Below are 14,030 nucleotides of genomic sequence, written 5' to 3'. Positions count from 1 at the left end.
GAAAGCGGCAGCTGCCGCTTTCTTGTTGTAAGCCGATTTTTATTCACTCAGATGCTGAGTTAAACGCTCACGCAATTCGCCCTCAATTGGCACTGCCTTGCCGGTTTTCTGATCCAGACAAACAAAGGTCACCTGAGCATCAGCTGCCACGGCATCGGAGCCGGCGATCCGCACTTCCTGTGATACGACAGCACTTTTACTGCCAATCTTGCTAAAGCGGGTAAAGACTTCCAGCGTCTGGCCCATGGTGGCGGCTACCCGGTAGTTAATATTGATATTCACAATCACCCAGGCCAGACCATGTTTGGCAAACCATTCGATATCGCCGCTATCTTCCAGATAGCCCCAGCGCGCTTCTTCCAGAAATTCCAGATAACGGGCGTTATTTACATGCTGATAGATATCTAAATGGTAGCCGCGAACCTTAATCAGGGTTTTATGTTGCATAACAGTTTTCCTTTAGTGCAATTACTCTGATTCTGGCATGAAAGCGTTGTAAATACTATGTCGTGGGCGATTATCAACCACTAATGCCGGTGAACAACGGACATTTTACGTGCCATGGTGGCGGCTGGCGGAATTTTCAGTCGGTGCGGCAGTCTTAGCTTGGTCATTGGGGTGAGAGCATTATGCAAGGGACTTGGCATCACGATTATTTCCGGCCTGTGTGTTGGGCACTGCTGCTGCATCTGGCTGTGTTGCTGGTGTTGTTGCGACCTGTAAAGATGGCCGAGCCGCCAGAGGCTGCGGTGATTAGCAGCTATTTGTATACGCCACCCAAGATTACTGAGCCTGTCGCTGCACCGCTGTCTGCATTACCAGCACCGACGGTATCATCGTCAGCGGCCGAAATTGCAACAGTACCTGGGTCTGAAGCCGTAGCGCCGGTCAGATCTACCTCAGAAAAGCCAGACGTATCAGATAATCCACAGCCGCAAGTGGACCAAGCTAAACCGGAGCAAGCGCAGCTTGCTGGCACAGATGACACAGCAGTGTCTGAACGCCTAGCGCTGTCGCGCCCGGGTTTAGCTGAACGTAGTCTGGCGAGCCTTGCTAATCAGTATCAGCAGCCGGCACCGGATTATGTTGGCTGGAGGCGACAACAGCAACAGATCCCGACCAGCCGCAGTGAGCGCTGGCAACAACCCGATGCCACGCCAGAGCAGAGTGTGCTTTTTACTTATCATGACGGCAAACAATTAGTGCGGGTGAATGGTCGCTGTTTGATTGCTGATCCGGCGCTGTCGGGATTTGAGCAGTTGATAAAGCTGAAAGGGGTGCCATGCAAGGAGAGCGATGATGCCATACTATTCCGCCAGACTATGGCGAAGTGGCTGTCACGTTAGTGAGTTTACGCGACAGCCCGCTAAAGCCTGATAGCTCAATGATTATGTTGGGCAAGCAAACCTGTTGCCTGCCAGCTGATGGCAACGGGGTCTTGCTTAGCTAACAGATAGTTCAACCAATGCTGATCGGTCGCTGCCAGATTACGCTGAGCGTCGATTTGACCATTGCGCGCTGCCTGCTCCAGCCAATAATCCGCCGACCAGGCCCGGGAAACCGTCAGTGCCGGCTGCACAAAGACTTCTGCTTTAGTGTTTACGGTACGGGGTTCCAGCAAAAACTGTCCGGCAGTTTTAACACCTGATAATTGTTTACCAATAAGCGCCGGGTCTGCCTCTGCTGTCGTGATAACTCCCGACGGGTCAACAGTCACCAGTGTCTGCTGCGCGATAGTGGTAAAATCCGCTTTCACGGTTAATTCTGGCTGGAGTAAATTCAAATCTGGTGCTGTTAAGGGTAATGCCGGGTCGATGATAAAGTGATGAGCCCCTTGCGTTACCAAATGGCGCAACAGTTGGCTGAGGATTAACTGATGCTCAGCGGAGCCGGCAACCGCTAAATCCCAGAGTTTGGATTGAAATAACGCCTGCTCCAGGCGTGGGATATTTAACCTGGCCTGGCCGGGAATTTCCAGCGTAAAGCTTAATTCCGTTACCGTCAGTTGCGGGCTACCGCTGCTATAACGCCAGCTTTGCAGGGCTTTCAGCGCTTCTTTGATAAAGAGCTGCTGCGGATAAGCATCCAATACCATGATATCCGTGACCCGTCCTTGTTCATCGACCCGGTAATGCATTTTTACATAGCCTGACTGGCCGCGTCTTGCGGCATCTACCGGATAACGCGGTTCAACCCGGCGTATCGGCTGAGCAGCTGTAGCAACGGATGGGCGCGTTAGCATTGCTGGCCCGGCCGGTACCATCACCTGTTGTTGCCATTGCTGTACCATCTGCGCATAGTTGGTCTGCTCCGCTGGCTGCAAGCTGGCACCGAGTTGTGCCGCGAGCGCCGTGGCATCGGCGTGTCCAAAATCTGCCGCTAACTTAAATAGGGCGGCTGCCTGCACTTTATCCGCGTCTTGTCCTTCACCGTTAAAATACATCGCCGCCAGACTGAACATGGCGTTGGCATTACCCACTTTCACGAGCTCACTAAAGTGCAATCGGGCAGTGTTGTAATCCTGTTGCTCGTAGGCGAGCAACGCCTGATTCCAGTCGGCTCTGAGTGTGAAACTGCAGCAGAGTAGCAAAAAAGCAAAACGCTTAAACATTTTAACATCCCTATTAATGTTGTTATCAATTAGATAATAACAAGCTGCCTGCTCAGGTCAATCTATAATTCCGCTGCGTACTTTTTAACACGCCCTAGATATAAGCAAATGCATCTGCAAACATCTGTTCGCGATGTGCACCTTGCTCGGCGAAAGCTTCGCGGGCTACCCCGGCCATGGCAAAGGGGCCGGCGATATAGATATCGTAAGCTTCCAGTGAGACAAAGTCCTGTAACACCGCTTCATGCACCAGGCCGCTCCGGCCCTGCCAGTTGGCGCCAGGCTCTTGCACTACCGGGATAAAGCGGTATTTAGCATTTGCCGCTGCCCATTGTTGCAGCTCGGCCTGATAATACAAGGCATCTTCCTGCCGCACCCCCCAGTATAAAAATACCGGTTTATCCTGTGACGCTGCGGCCAGTGCCATAGCAATACTGTGCACGTAAGAGAAACCCGTGCCACCGGCTAACAGGATGACTGGTCGCGCGCTGTCCTGACGCCAACCGGCATGACCTAAGCCGACTTCAACCTGTACCGATAAGCCCTGCGCAAACGCTTGCTGTAAATGCTGTAGCGCAGCGCTGGACCAGTTATCGCCTGCTGGCGCGCCGATATGCAGTTCAAGCAGATCTTGTGCAGGAATGCTGGCAATCGAAAAAGGTCTTTTGTCATTTTCAGTCAGACACAGCTGTAAATACTGACCAGGCGTATAGCTAGTTGGCTGCGCCGGTTGCAGCAATACTTTGCTGACCACCGGTGTCAAAGCGCTAATAGCAATAACCTGGCAAGAAATGGTGTTCATAAAGCTCTCAATGGTTCTGGCGGCAACTAACCGCGGATAAAAGGATGGTGCAGCTCTAAATCTGAGTCTGCAGTCGCCAGGCAACAATAGACAAACTGCTGCTGGCGATCGGTTTCGGTTAATGGGCTAGGGTCGGCGTAACTGACACTACCACTGCGCAATTTGCATACGCAACTGGTACAGACACCCTGGCGGCAGCGGTGCGGAAAATCGATACCCTGGCGTAAGGCCGCAGCGAGGATACTTTCACCTTCTGCTACCTCAAAGGTTAGTTTTGCCGGTAGGATCCGTACCTGATAGCTCATGTTTTTTGCTCTGGTAAAGTGATACCCAACGACGGCCATAAGGCATCAATCCGCTGTTTAATCGCCGGATCCATCACGATAGGCTCGCCCCACTCACGGTTAGTTTCGCCTGGCCATTTATTGGTGGCATCCATCCCCATTTTTGAACCTAAACCGGATACCGGTGACGCAAAGTCGAGATAATCAATTGGCGTATTTTCCACCAGGGTGGTATCCCGCGCCGGATCCATCCGGGTGGTAATGGCCCAGATCACATCCTGCCAGTCGCGGGCGTTGATATCATCATCACAAACGATCACAAACTTGGTGTACATAAACTGGCGCAGGAAAGACCAAACGCCCATCATCACCCGTTTGGCATGCCCCGGATATTGCTTTTTCATCGTCACCACGGCCAGCCGGTATGAGCAGCCTTCAGGTGGCAGATAGAAGTCGGTAATTTCCGGGAATTGCTTTTGTAAAATCGGCACAAAGACTTCGTTCAGCGCCACACCCAGGATGGCAGGTTCATCCGGTGGCCGGCCGGTATAGGTGCTGTGATAGATCGGATCTTCACGATGGGTAATATGGGTCACAGTAAATACCGGGAAGTTATCCACCTCATTGTAGTAGCCGGTATGGTCGCCATAGGGGCCTTCCGGTGCCAACTCGCCCGGCTCGATATAGCCCTCCAGCACAAACTCGGCACTGGCCGGTACCTGTAAGTCATTGCTGATACATTTCACCACTTCGGTATTATCACCGCGCAACAAACCAGCAAAACCATACTCCGATAGCGTATCTGGTACCGGTGTTACGGCACCTAAAATGGTCGCCGGATCGGCGCCTAAGGCCACAGCAACCGGAAAGCGTTGGCCCGGATGGGCTTTTTGCCATTCAAAAAAGTCCAGTGCGCCGCCACGGTGCGATAACCAGCGCATAATCACTTTGTTTTTACCCAGTACCTGCTGCCGGTATATGCCAAGGTTTTGCCGCTCTTTATGTGGGCCTTTGGTTACCGTTAAACCCCAGGTAATCAGCGGCGCGGCATCGCCAGGCCAACAGGTCATCACCGGCAGCTTGGTTAGATCCACCTGGTCTCCGCTTAATACCACTTGCTGGCAGGCTGCTTTTTTTACTTGCTTGGGCGACATATTCAGCACTTGTTTAAAGATCGGCAGCTTGCTAAACGCATCTTTTAAACCTTTCGGTGGCTCCGGCTCCTTTAAAAAGGCCAGCAGTTTGCCAACTTCACGCAGCGCAGACACCTCGTCCTGGCCCATACCCAGCGCCACGCGCTTTGGGGTACCAAATAAGTTAGCCAGTACCGGGATCGTAAAGCCTTTCGGGTTTTCGAATAGTAAGGCGGGGCCGCCACCGCGCAGGGTGCGGTCGGCAATTTCGGTCATTTCCAGCACCGGATCCACCGGCTGACTGATCCGCACCAGTTCACCGCGCTGCTCCAGCTGTGCAATAAAGTCGCGTAAATCTTTATATTTCATCTTTGCCCTTAATGTTGTCAGCCGCAGCCTGACAAAAGCTGACCGTATTATACATTGCCAGCCATTTCCTGCCAGTTTTGGCCTGCTATGCGGCTGGGGAAAGCCGAAGCTGCCTTTTATAATGCGAAAAAACAGTGACGCGGGTTATACGATGACTGAGCAAGAAGGGGTTATAAAATTTCAGTTAAGTTATCAGCAAGCTGAGCTAACAGCCGCGGCCGATATCAGTGAGCTAACTGCCTGGCGCACGCTCTGTGTGCAGCTCGGCATGCTGGGCCAGCATCCATTACGTTATGATAACTACGGTTTTGGTAATATCAGCCAGCGTTTACCGGGTACTGACCAGTTCCTGATTAGTGGCACCCAAACCGGAGGCAAAGCGGTATTAACCGCCGCCGATTATGCGTTGGTGAGCCACTGCCAGCCCGAACTGAATCAGATTGCGGCGACAGGTCCCTGCAAACCATCATCTGAAGCTATGACCCATGGCCAGCTATATTTGCTGGACCCCGGCATTAATTTTGTCATCCACGCCCATTGCCCGGCGATCTGGCATTTGGCCAACGAATTACAGCTGCCACAAACCGCCGCTGAGATTCCTTATGGCACGGTAGAAATGGCAGCGGAGGTGGCAAGGTTATTTAGTGCTACCACTGTAACCAGACAAGGTATTTTTACTATGGCGGGGCACGAAGATGGCGTTGTGACATTTGGCAACACTGCTGCTGCGGCGTTTCAGGTGTTGGCCGAATACTATGCCAAGGCAATGGCACTGGGCGCTGAGCCGAATCTTTGGCCCGGTTAGCGAAAAAATACCGGAAAAACAGGCAACAGCCAGAAATTTCTGGTAAAACTAATAAACCGACAAGTGTAGAGACACCAGTAAGATGCAGTTTCCGGCTAATATCAAACAACAAACCTGTAGCGATTGTCTTAGTGGTCAGGATCTTGGCTTTCAGATCCGCATGGCTTTTCAACCTATTATTGATTGGCGGGAGAAGAGCATTATCGCCTATGAAGCGCTGGTGCGTGGGCCCAATGGTGAGGGTGCCGGCTGGGTGTTTCAGCATATTAATGACGATAATAAATATTACTTTGATCAGGCTTGTCGGGTAAAAGCAATCGAAACGGCAGCTAGATTAGGCTGTAAAACCTTTTTAAATATCAATTTTTTACCCAATGCGGTGTATAACCCGGAAACCTGTATCAAAGCCACCATTGAAGCGGCGGATACCTACGGTTTTGATTTAACCAAGCTGATTTTTGAAGTCACCGAAGGTGAGCAAATCCCGGATAAGGCGCACTTAAACCGGATTTTCCAAAGTTATGCCAAACGTGGTTTTCAGACGGCAATTGATGATTATGGCTCAGGCTACGCCACGCTGGATTGGTTGATTGAATTAAAACCGCATATCTTAAAGCTGGATATGCAGTTAATCCGCAATATCGATAAAAACCCGGCAAAACAGTTTATTGTTGAGCGCACGATTGAGCAGTGCGAATTACAGGGCACCCGGGTGTTAGCGGAGGGGATTGAAACTAAGGAGGAGCTTGAGTACCTGACCTCCGTCGGTATTCGGTTTTTACAAGGTTATTATTTTGCCCGGCCAGAGCTGGAAAAATTAGCGCCGCTGGCAGATATCCAGGGTTTAAATTAGGCCGCGCCGCCATCACAATCGCTAATCAGAAAAGGTTAACAAGCCGAAATGCAAAGGCGCCAACATGGCGCCTTTGCTGTTGCTGACCTACTGTTAGAAGTTGTAGGCAACCCGACCATAGAACAGGCGGCCAGAACGTCCGAACGGTGAATAGTTCGAGAACGAGGTAGCGCCTGTGGTATTCAGGTTAATCGGGAAAGCATCCGGATATTGGTCAAAGATATTGTCCGCGCCAAAGGCCAGCGTCCAGTTATCGTTAAACTCATAACGGGCTTCCAGATCAACCAGGGTTTTTGGGCTTAGGATAAAGTCAGTGGCTGGAGTTGTACCTGGCGCTAAAACCTCACCATAGCGGGTCGCTTTCAAGGTGGCGCTTAAATTATCAAAGCTCCAGTTTACGGTGGCGCCGTATTTATCTTTCGGTGTGCCTTTTTCAAAGGTCAGCACGTTTACACGGCCGAATAGTGTCGGCGCCGGATTTAACGCCGATAACTGTGAGGTTTCCGGTACTGACGTCACCTTGGTTTCGTTGTAATTCCCCACTAAGGTAAAATCGAACAACCCAAGCTTATCAGTTGGTAAGCTCCAGTTAATCACCACATCAACACCCTTGGTTTCGGTATCAACGCCGTTGATAAAGAAGCGGCCGCCACCTATACCAATAAAGCCTTGTGACGTCAGATAATCCCGCACATTTGCTGCTGTCAGGTTTTCTGACAACACGATACGGTCGTCAATATCGATCCGATAGCCGTCGATGGTGACTGAAACGCCGCCAATCCGGAACACTGTGCCCAGTGAATAGTTTACCGATTCCTCCGCATCCAGCGCTTGCGCGCCCAAAGCTTGTGCTACCGGATCGCTGACTGGGAAAGTTGTGATATCAAAAGGAACACCATTGATAAAGTTGGTAGAGGTCGCGGTGAAGTTTTGTTGTTGCAGCGACGGCGCACGGAAGCCGTTTTGCAGCGAGCCACGGATGGCGAAGTTATCAGTAAAGTCGTAACGTAACGCGGCTTTACCGGTGACATTGCTACCAAAGTCAGAATAATCTTCGGCACGAACTGCCACTGAGCCTAGCATATTGTCAGTAAGGTTTGCCTCTAAATCGACATAAGCACCCAAAGCACGCCGGGTTTCCCGCACTTCATTTGATGGCCGGAAGCCAGGAAAAACCTGAGCGCCAGACGGAGTTGGGGCACCATTTAATAGCACACCACCATTGCGCCAGGAATCCGGCTCGCCGGCAAAGATGCTGTAACGCTCACGGCGCATTTCGATACCGGTCGCGACGTTAAGCGGTGAGGCTAAGCCATCAACATTAAAAGAACGCACCCCGGATAAGTTAAACACCGCCTGGCCATAGCGGAAACCACCGGCATCAAACTCAGTTTTGCTTAATGGGCCAATGGAGCGGTTAAGCGTATTTTCGATAGTAAAGGCCATGCGGTTTTGGCCCCAGACCAAGGAGGTGTCAATAGTCCACTCGCCAACGTCGAATTCATAACCCACCGCCGCACTGGCATCGGTGACATCCGGCGCAATAATTGGCAGGAAACCGTTCGGATAAATTTCCGGGATGTTGCGGGAATCGTTAGCCGGGCGATAGAAGCCTGCTGAACGTGCTTCGCGATCCTGATAGCTTAACCAGCCATAAATTTTGCCGTTATCCAGTGTTTTACCAGCGTTGGCAAACAGGGTGAACTGCTCTAGTTCCGGCTCACCGTACCAGGCACTAAAGCGGTTAAAGAAGGTTTCACGCTCATCAAACTGGCCATTAACCAACGGATATTGCTGCCGGTAATCCCAGCCGCCGCGCTCGGTACGCTCGGCGTCTTTATACTCTGCAGAGACGGTTAAAAAGGCATTATTGCCCAAGTCAAAACCGCGCCAGCCGCTTAAAGTCAAGGTTTCACCGTCAGTACGGCTACGCTCAATATTAGCGGGCGCACTCCAGGTAGCGCCGGCTGGTGGTGGTGTAGTCGGTGTCGTGTAAGTTGATTCGCGCCAGCCATAGGACGTGGTAAAGTTGCCACCCTCACTGGCTTCACGTAGCCGCACGTTCAGTACCCCGGCAATTGCGTCAGAACCATACTGGGCCGAAGCCCCATCACGTAGTACCTCGACTGAGCCGATGGCCGCGGTGGGAATCGTATTTAAGTCTACTGCGGACGAACCCCGACCGACAGAGCCGTTAACGTTAACCAATGAAGCTGAATGCCGGCGTTTCGAGTTAACCAGCACCAGAGATTGGTCTGGTCCCAAACCACGCAGCGTGGCCGGGCGTACGGTGTCGGTACCATCGGTGAGACCGGGGCGCGGAAAGTTAAAGGATGGTAGGGCGGTAGATAACACCTGGTTCAGTTCGGTAGAGCCAGCGCGAGTTAAGCTTTCGGCACTTACGATGTCAATAGGCACTGCCGTATCCGACACTGAGCGGCCGGCTACCCGGGTACCGGTGACTACAATTTGCTCAATGCGTTCCGCTTTTTCTTCTGTTTCGCTGGTATTGCTTTGCTGCGCTAAAGCCAAAGGGCTGGTGAGCACCAGCGTCACGGCTAAAGCAAGAGGGTGGGGCTTGAAGCTGTGCATAGGTGTTATCTCCTTGTTGTTATTTCCCGCCACAACCTTAAGATGTGTATGACATTACTGTTAAGATTGCTTAGGTTTCATAATTAAAGCTAGAGCTTAAATAACCTGGGGTCAAACCAGTACCGCAATTAAAGATAGCGTGACGTTGACTAAATTATGCCTTAGGATGTCGATATTTTAGAGTATACAGACTTCCGGATGTCTTTACTACGCCACTTTGGTCGAATTGGAGCACCAACATGAAAAAAAATACCCAGTTAATTCATGCCGGTCGCAGTAGGCAATGGACAGGCAGTGCCGTAAATCCACCACTGGTACGCGCCTCCACCATCGTATTTGATACCATGCAGGAATTGCGTGAGGCGACGAAGCAACGTGGTAACCGGGTACCCTATTATGGCCGACGCGGTACCCAAACTCATTTCGCTTTTCAGGAAGCCATGTGTGAGCTGGAGGGCGGCGTGGGTTGTGCACTCTATCCCTGTGGTGCCGCTGCGGTATCAGGTGCTTTACTGGCGTTTTTAAAGCAGGGCGATCACTTGTTGATGGTGGACAGTGTCTATGAACCGACCCGGGCCCTGTGCGATAAGTTACTAGCTGGGCTGGGGATTGAGACTACTTATTATGACCCGCTGATCGGAGCCGGTATTGCGGCATTGATTAAACCCAATACCCGGATGATCTTTCTGGAATCGCCGGGCTCGCTGACGCTGGAGGTGCAGGATATACCAGCGATTTGTGCGGTGGCGCGGGCGCGTCAAATCATTACGGTACTGGATAATACCTGGGCCTCACCGATTTTGTGTCAGCCCTTTGAACTGGGCGTGGATATCTCAATTCAGGCGGCGACTAAATATATTATCGGCCATTCTGATGTCATGCTCGGTACCGCCACTGCTACCGAGCAGTACTGGCCGCAACTGCGTGAGCATAGCTATTTAATGGGTTACTGTGCTTCGGCTGATGATGTCTATGCTGCCAGCCGTGGTTTACGGACCTTAGGAGTGCGGTTAAAGCAACACGAGCAAAATGCGTTACAGGTTGCCCACTGGTTGGCACAGAGGCCCGAGGTAGAGACAGTAAGGCATCCGGCTTTTGCTGATCATCCGGGCCATCAGCAGTTTAAACGCGACTTTAGCGGCAGTAATGGACTGTTTTCGTTTGTATTAAAGCAAGGTAGCCAACAGCAGGTTGCCGCCTTTATTGAAGGCATGCAGCATTTTAAGATGGGGTTTTCCTGGGGCGGCTACGAAAGCCTGATCACCGCGACCTTTAATGTGCAGGCATTGCGACAGGCTAGTGATTGGCCCTATAGCGGACCGCTGATTCGACTGCATATTGGCCTGGAAGATCCGGAGGATTTAGTCGCCGATTTAGCAGCGGCTTTTACGCGCTTTCATGCTGCTGGTTGAGTTGCATAACTATACAGTTTGAGGCTTGGTCCCACAAAGACTCAAGCTGCATCAGCCCTTTCTTATGCTGCCTTAAAAGCCATCAGTTTGATTTTTTCTTATTCAGGAACTGCATAAATACTCATCAATCGGTATTTTTCAGGCAGTTTTTGCTGGCGATTTCACCACGATTCCCTACAATGCGCGCCCTCTGCAGCAGTGCCGGTACAGGTACTGCTGAGTTGTATCAGCCACTGGCTGTTTTATTCAGGAGCAAGCATGTCTGTATCGTTATCCAAAGTGAATTCTTTGCGTTTAAGTGTGGTGGCCGTTACCGTTGCTGCCGTCAGTCCACAATTGGTGCTGGCGCAAGAAAGCCCGCAAGCAGCGCCAGAGCGTATTCAGGTTACCGGGTCGCGCATTCTGCGTGAAGGTGCCATAGCCCCGTCACCGGTAACGGTGATTTCTGGTCGCGATCTGGTGGAAACCGGCGCCATGAACATTGGTGAAGTGTTAAAAGAATTACCGTCACTGGCTGCCACTTACTCACTGGCTAACGCCGGGCGCTTTATCGGTACTGCCGGCTTAAGCTTACTGGATTTACGCGGCATGGGTGCCTCCCGTACGCTGGTGCTGGTGGATGGCCGTCGCCATGTCGCCAGCAGTGCCGGTAGCGCCGCGGTCGATACCAACAGCATTCCGACTGCCTGGTTAGACTCAGTAGAAATTATTACCGGTGGTGCTTCAGCGGTTTATGGTGCCGATGCCGTTACTGGTGTAGTCAACTTTAAGCTGAAAAAAGATATTCAGGGTTTTGATTTGGTACTTAGCCGTGGCTTTGCCGAAGATAATCCGTACGATAACCATAAAGCCTTGCTGTCCTTTGGTACTGACTTTGCGGCCGGCCGCGGTAACTTTGCGGTCGCAGCAGAGTTTTCTGGCCAGGAAGGCATGAACGCCACTGATCGCCGGCAAACCCGTACCTCTTATATGGCAGTTGCTAACCCGGCTGACCGTGATGGTCGGGACAGCAACGGCGTCTTTATTCACGATGGTATTCCGGATCGGATTACTGTTGCCAATGCTGGCTGGTATGACAGTTCTACCGCCGGTAACTTTAATTTAAATGGCAACTGGTACATCTTCAATCAGGATGGCAGTGTGCGCTTGCAGGACCTGGGTACTACCTATGGCAATATTGAACACTGCAGCAGCTGTGAATTTTTAGATTTACGGCAATATCAGGATCTGCAGCCAAGCTTTAACCGTCAGAACCTGAATATGAAAGCGAACTTTGACCTGACAGACAGTATTAATCTGTTTGCCGAAGGCAAATATGTGCGCAGCAAAGGCAGCAGTGAAGGCCAGCCATCGTTCTTTGAATATGGCTCTGCTATCCGCATTCTGCGTGACAATGCGTATCTGGATGACAGCATGGCAGCGCTGATGGACGCCAATAATCTGGCTTCGATCCGTATTCACCGCTTCCAGAAAGATGCCGGTCGTCGCTTTGAGCAAAACACCCGTACTACCTCACGTTTTGTTGCCGGAGCTCAGGGTGAATTGTCAGCAGACTGGGGCTTTGAAGCCTATGTCACTCATGGCGAAACCAAGCTGGAGCAGGTTAACTATAACAATCTGATCCGCACTAACTTCGCGCAGTCAGTGGATGCGGTATTCGATGGCAATGGTAATATCGTTTGTCGCGATGCCACCGCCCGTGCCAATGGTTGTGTACCAACCAGCCTGTTTGGCGACAACGCTATTAATGATGCGGCACGTAACTGGTTTAATACCACCTCTTACAGCCACAGCACCATTCGCCAGCAAGTGGCGAATGCCAGCGTTAACAACAGCGGTCTGTTCGAATTACCAGCCGGTATGGTCGGTTTCTCTGCCGGTGCTGAGTTCCGGAAAGAAGAAAGTGAATCGGTGCCGGATCGCTTTGCCGCTACCGGCGCCACCTTCCTGAATTCACTGCAATATATGCGCGGTGAATTCGATGTGAAAGAAGCCTTTACTGAAGTGTCGGTACCAGTACTGGCTGATTTGCCATTGATTCAGGATCTGGTATTTGATGCTGCGGTGCGTTATGCCAACTACAGTACCATTGGCGATGCTACCAGCTGGAAAACCGGTCTGGATTGGAGCCTGAACGGCGAGTTCCGGGTACGGGCAACCTACTCTGAAGCGCTGCGGGCGCCAAATATCAGCGAGCTGTTTGGCCCGCAAAACCAAACCTTCTTCCGCATCACTGACCCTTGTGCGACGACAGAACGTCAGAGCCAGACCCGGGTCAATAACTGTGCGGCTATCGGTATTGCCCCAGACTTTCAGCTGAATAGCCCAGCCGCGACAGTTGAAGGCTTAAGTGGTGGCAACCCGAACCTGCGTGCTGAAAAGTCAGATAGTTACACTGTTGGTTTTGTGTATCAGCCAGACTTTATCAGCGGCTTTAGCCTGACGGTTGACTACTGGTCGATTGAAATTGACGATGCTATCGCGGCGATTTCAGCACAGAATATTCTGAACCGCTGTGTCGATTCGGCTACTGGCCCGAACATGCAGTTCTGTAATCTGGTGCAGCGTAACCCGCAAACACTGGCCCCGGAACTGATTACGTCAGTGGTGCAAAACGTGGCGGCACAAACGGCCAGTGGTATTGATTTTGAATTTGGCTATGACTTCGATGCGCTGGGCGGCCGCTTCAATACCAAGTTAATTGGTACCTGGCTGGAGTCGCGCAAAACCTATTCGTTCCAGGATTTCCCGAGCGAATATATTGAGAACGCCGGAGTTGCCGGTGACGCGACCTGGCAAGCCAACCTGAGCGTGAACTACCGTTACGATGCCTGGACAGCTGGTGTGAAAACCCGCTATATCGATGCGGTTTCACTGTTCACCAGCCAGTCACTGGCGCTGAACCCGGATCCAAGCGATATTATGAGTTACGGCAGCTACTTCGTAACTGATATCCGCCTGGGTTACGACTTTGTCAGCGGCGTTAAACTGGCATTCGGTATCGATAACCTGCTAGACCGTGACTTACCGGGCGTGAGTACTGGCACCACAGCTGAAACCGGCCTGTACAACAATATCGGCCGTTTCTTCTACACCAGCTTCTCTTACGCTTTCTAAGCACAGCGGTTAACTATCCAACCCGGCCTAAGTGCCTGTCTCTTATACACAA

11 protein-coding genes are annotated in these 14,030 nt (G+C 51.6%); 5 read left to right on the top strand and 6 right to left on the bottom strand.

Going from position 1 to position 14,030, the window contains the following annotated elements:
- Nucleotides 1-39: 39 nt before the first annotated feature.
- Nucleotides 40-447, bottom strand: coding sequence for a thioesterase family protein (locus tag AAY72_RS07710; RefSeq protein ID WP_008985085.1), 408 nt, complete (start codon nucleotides 445-447; stop codon nucleotides 40-42).
- Between the two features lie 182 nt (nucleotides 448-629).
- On the opposite strand from AAY72_RS07710, the gene AAY72_RS07705 reads away from it, so the two are divergent.
- Nucleotides 630-1,346, top strand: a complete 717-nt coding sequence (locus AAY72_RS07705; RefSeq protein ID WP_057786560.1) for a hypothetical protein — start codon at nucleotides 630-632, stop codon at nucleotides 1,344-1,346.
- Nucleotides 1,347-1,381: 35 nt separating this feature from the next.
- Here the strand turns inward: AAY72_RS07705 and AAY72_RS07700 are convergent, their stop codons facing one another.
- From AAY72_RS07700 to ubiD, 4 genes are all read right to left on the bottom strand, one after another.
- Nucleotides 1,382-2,611: a TonB family protein gene (locus tag AAY72_RS07700; protein ID WP_057786559.1), complete on the bottom strand. Its 1,230-nt coding sequence runs from the start codon at nucleotides 2,609-2,611 to the stop codon at nucleotides 1,382-1,384.
- Nucleotides 2,612-2,705: 94 nt separating this feature from the next.
- On the bottom strand, nucleotides 2,706-3,413 hold the full coding sequence (gene fre, locus AAY72_RS07695; RefSeq protein ID WP_008985088.1) for an NAD(P)H-flavin reductase: 708 nt from the start codon (nucleotides 3,411-3,413) through the stop codon (nucleotides 2,706-2,708).
- 26 nt (nucleotides 3,414-3,439) lie between these two features.
- Nucleotides 3,440-3,718: a 2Fe-2S iron-sulfur cluster-binding protein gene (locus AAY72_RS07690; protein WP_008985089.1), complete on the bottom strand. Its 279-nt coding sequence runs from the start codon at nucleotides 3,716-3,718 to the stop codon at nucleotides 3,440-3,442.
- A complete protein-coding gene (ubiD, locus tag AAY72_RS07685; protein ID WP_008985090.1) occupies nucleotides 3,715-5,199 on the bottom strand; it encodes a 4-hydroxy-3-polyprenylbenzoate decarboxylase in 1,485 nt (494 codons plus the stop codon). The genes AAY72_RS07690 and ubiD overlap by 4 nt, the downstream gene beginning before the upstream one ends.
- Nucleotides 5,200-5,350: 151 nt before the next feature.
- Between ubiD and AAY72_RS07680 the strand changes: the two genes are divergently transcribed.
- Nucleotides 5,351-6,004, top strand: coding sequence for a class II aldolase/adducin family protein (locus AAY72_RS07680; RefSeq protein WP_057786562.1), 654 nt, complete (start codon nucleotides 5,351-5,353; stop codon nucleotides 6,002-6,004).
- A gap of 82 nt (nucleotides 6,005-6,086) precedes the next feature.
- Nucleotides 6,087-6,857 carry an EAL domain-containing protein gene (locus AAY72_RS07675; protein WP_057786558.1) on the top strand — a complete coding sequence of 257 codons (771 nt, stop codon included), beginning with the start codon at nucleotides 6,087-6,089 and terminating at the stop codon, nucleotides 6,855-6,857.
- 93 nt (nucleotides 6,858-6,950) lie between these two features.
- Here AAY72_RS07675 and AAY72_RS07670 read toward each other — a convergent pair whose 3' ends face one another.
- Nucleotides 6,951-9,449: a TonB-dependent siderophore receptor gene (locus AAY72_RS07670; RefSeq protein ID WP_057786557.1), complete on the bottom strand. Its 2,499-nt coding sequence runs from the start codon at nucleotides 9,447-9,449 to the stop codon at nucleotides 6,951-6,953.
- Between the two features lie 239 nt (nucleotides 9,450-9,688).
- Here AAY72_RS07670 and AAY72_RS07665 point away from each other — a divergent pair, with 239 nt between their 5' ends.
- On the top strand, nucleotides 9,689-10,861 hold the full coding sequence (locus AAY72_RS07665) for a cystathionine beta-lyase (RefSeq protein WP_057786555.1): 1,173 nt from the start codon (nucleotides 9,689-9,691) through the stop codon (nucleotides 10,859-10,861).
- A 258-nt stretch (nucleotides 10,862-11,119) separates the two neighbouring features.
- Entirely contained in the window at nucleotides 11,120-13,978 is a 2,859-nt protein-coding gene (locus tag AAY72_RS07660) for a TonB-dependent receptor domain-containing protein (protein WP_057786553.1), read from the top strand.
- Nucleotides 13,979-14,030 lie beyond the last annotated feature (52 nt).

It is taken from the genome of Alishewanella sp. WH16-1 (genome assembly GCF_001441695.1).
Lineage (GTDB): Bacteria > Pseudomonadota > Gammaproteobacteria > Enterobacterales > Alteromonadaceae > Alishewanella > Alishewanella agri.
This window is presented reverse-complemented; position numbering and strand designations above follow the sequence as displayed.

Bases quoted from the DNA above. Each gene is read 5' to 3' on its own strand.
- AAY72_RS07710 (WP_008985085.1), bottom strand. From the start codon at position 447: ATGCAACATAAAACCCTGATTAAGGTTCGCGGCTACCATTTAGATATC.
- AAY72_RS07705 (WP_057786560.1), top strand. From the start codon at position 630: ATGCAAGGGACTTGGCATCACGATTATTTCCGGCCTGTGTGTTGGGCA.
- AAY72_RS07700 (WP_057786559.1), bottom strand. From the start codon at position 2,611: ATGTTTAAGCGTTTTGCTTTTTTGCTACTCTGCTGCAGTTTCACACTC.
- fre (WP_008985088.1), bottom strand. From the start codon at position 3,413: ATGAACACCATTTCTTGCCAGGTTATTGCTATTAGCGCTTTGACACCG.
- AAY72_RS07690 (WP_008985089.1), bottom strand. From the start codon at position 3,718: ATGAGCTATCAGGTACGGATCCTACCGGCAAAACTAACCTTTGAGGTA.
- ubiD (WP_008985090.1), bottom strand. From the start codon at position 5,199: ATGAAATATAAAGATTTACGCGACTTTATTGCACAGCTGGAGCAGCGC.
- AAY72_RS07680 (WP_057786562.1), top strand. From the start codon at position 5,351: ATGACTGAGCAAGAAGGGGTTATAAAATTTCAGTTAAGTTATCAGCAA.
- AAY72_RS07675 (WP_057786558.1), top strand. From the start codon at position 6,087: ATGCAGTTTCCGGCTAATATCAAACAACAAACCTGTAGCGATTGTCTT.
- AAY72_RS07670 (WP_057786557.1), bottom strand. From the start codon at position 9,449: ATGCACAGCTTCAAGCCCCACCCTCTTGCTTTAGCCGTGACGCTGGTG.
- AAY72_RS07665 (WP_057786555.1), top strand. From the start codon at position 9,689: ATGAAAAAAAATACCCAGTTAATTCATGCCGGTCGCAGTAGGCAATGG.
- AAY72_RS07660 (WP_057786553.1), top strand. From the start codon at position 11,120: ATGTCTGTATCGTTATCCAAAGTGAATTCTTTGCGTTTAAGTGTGGTG.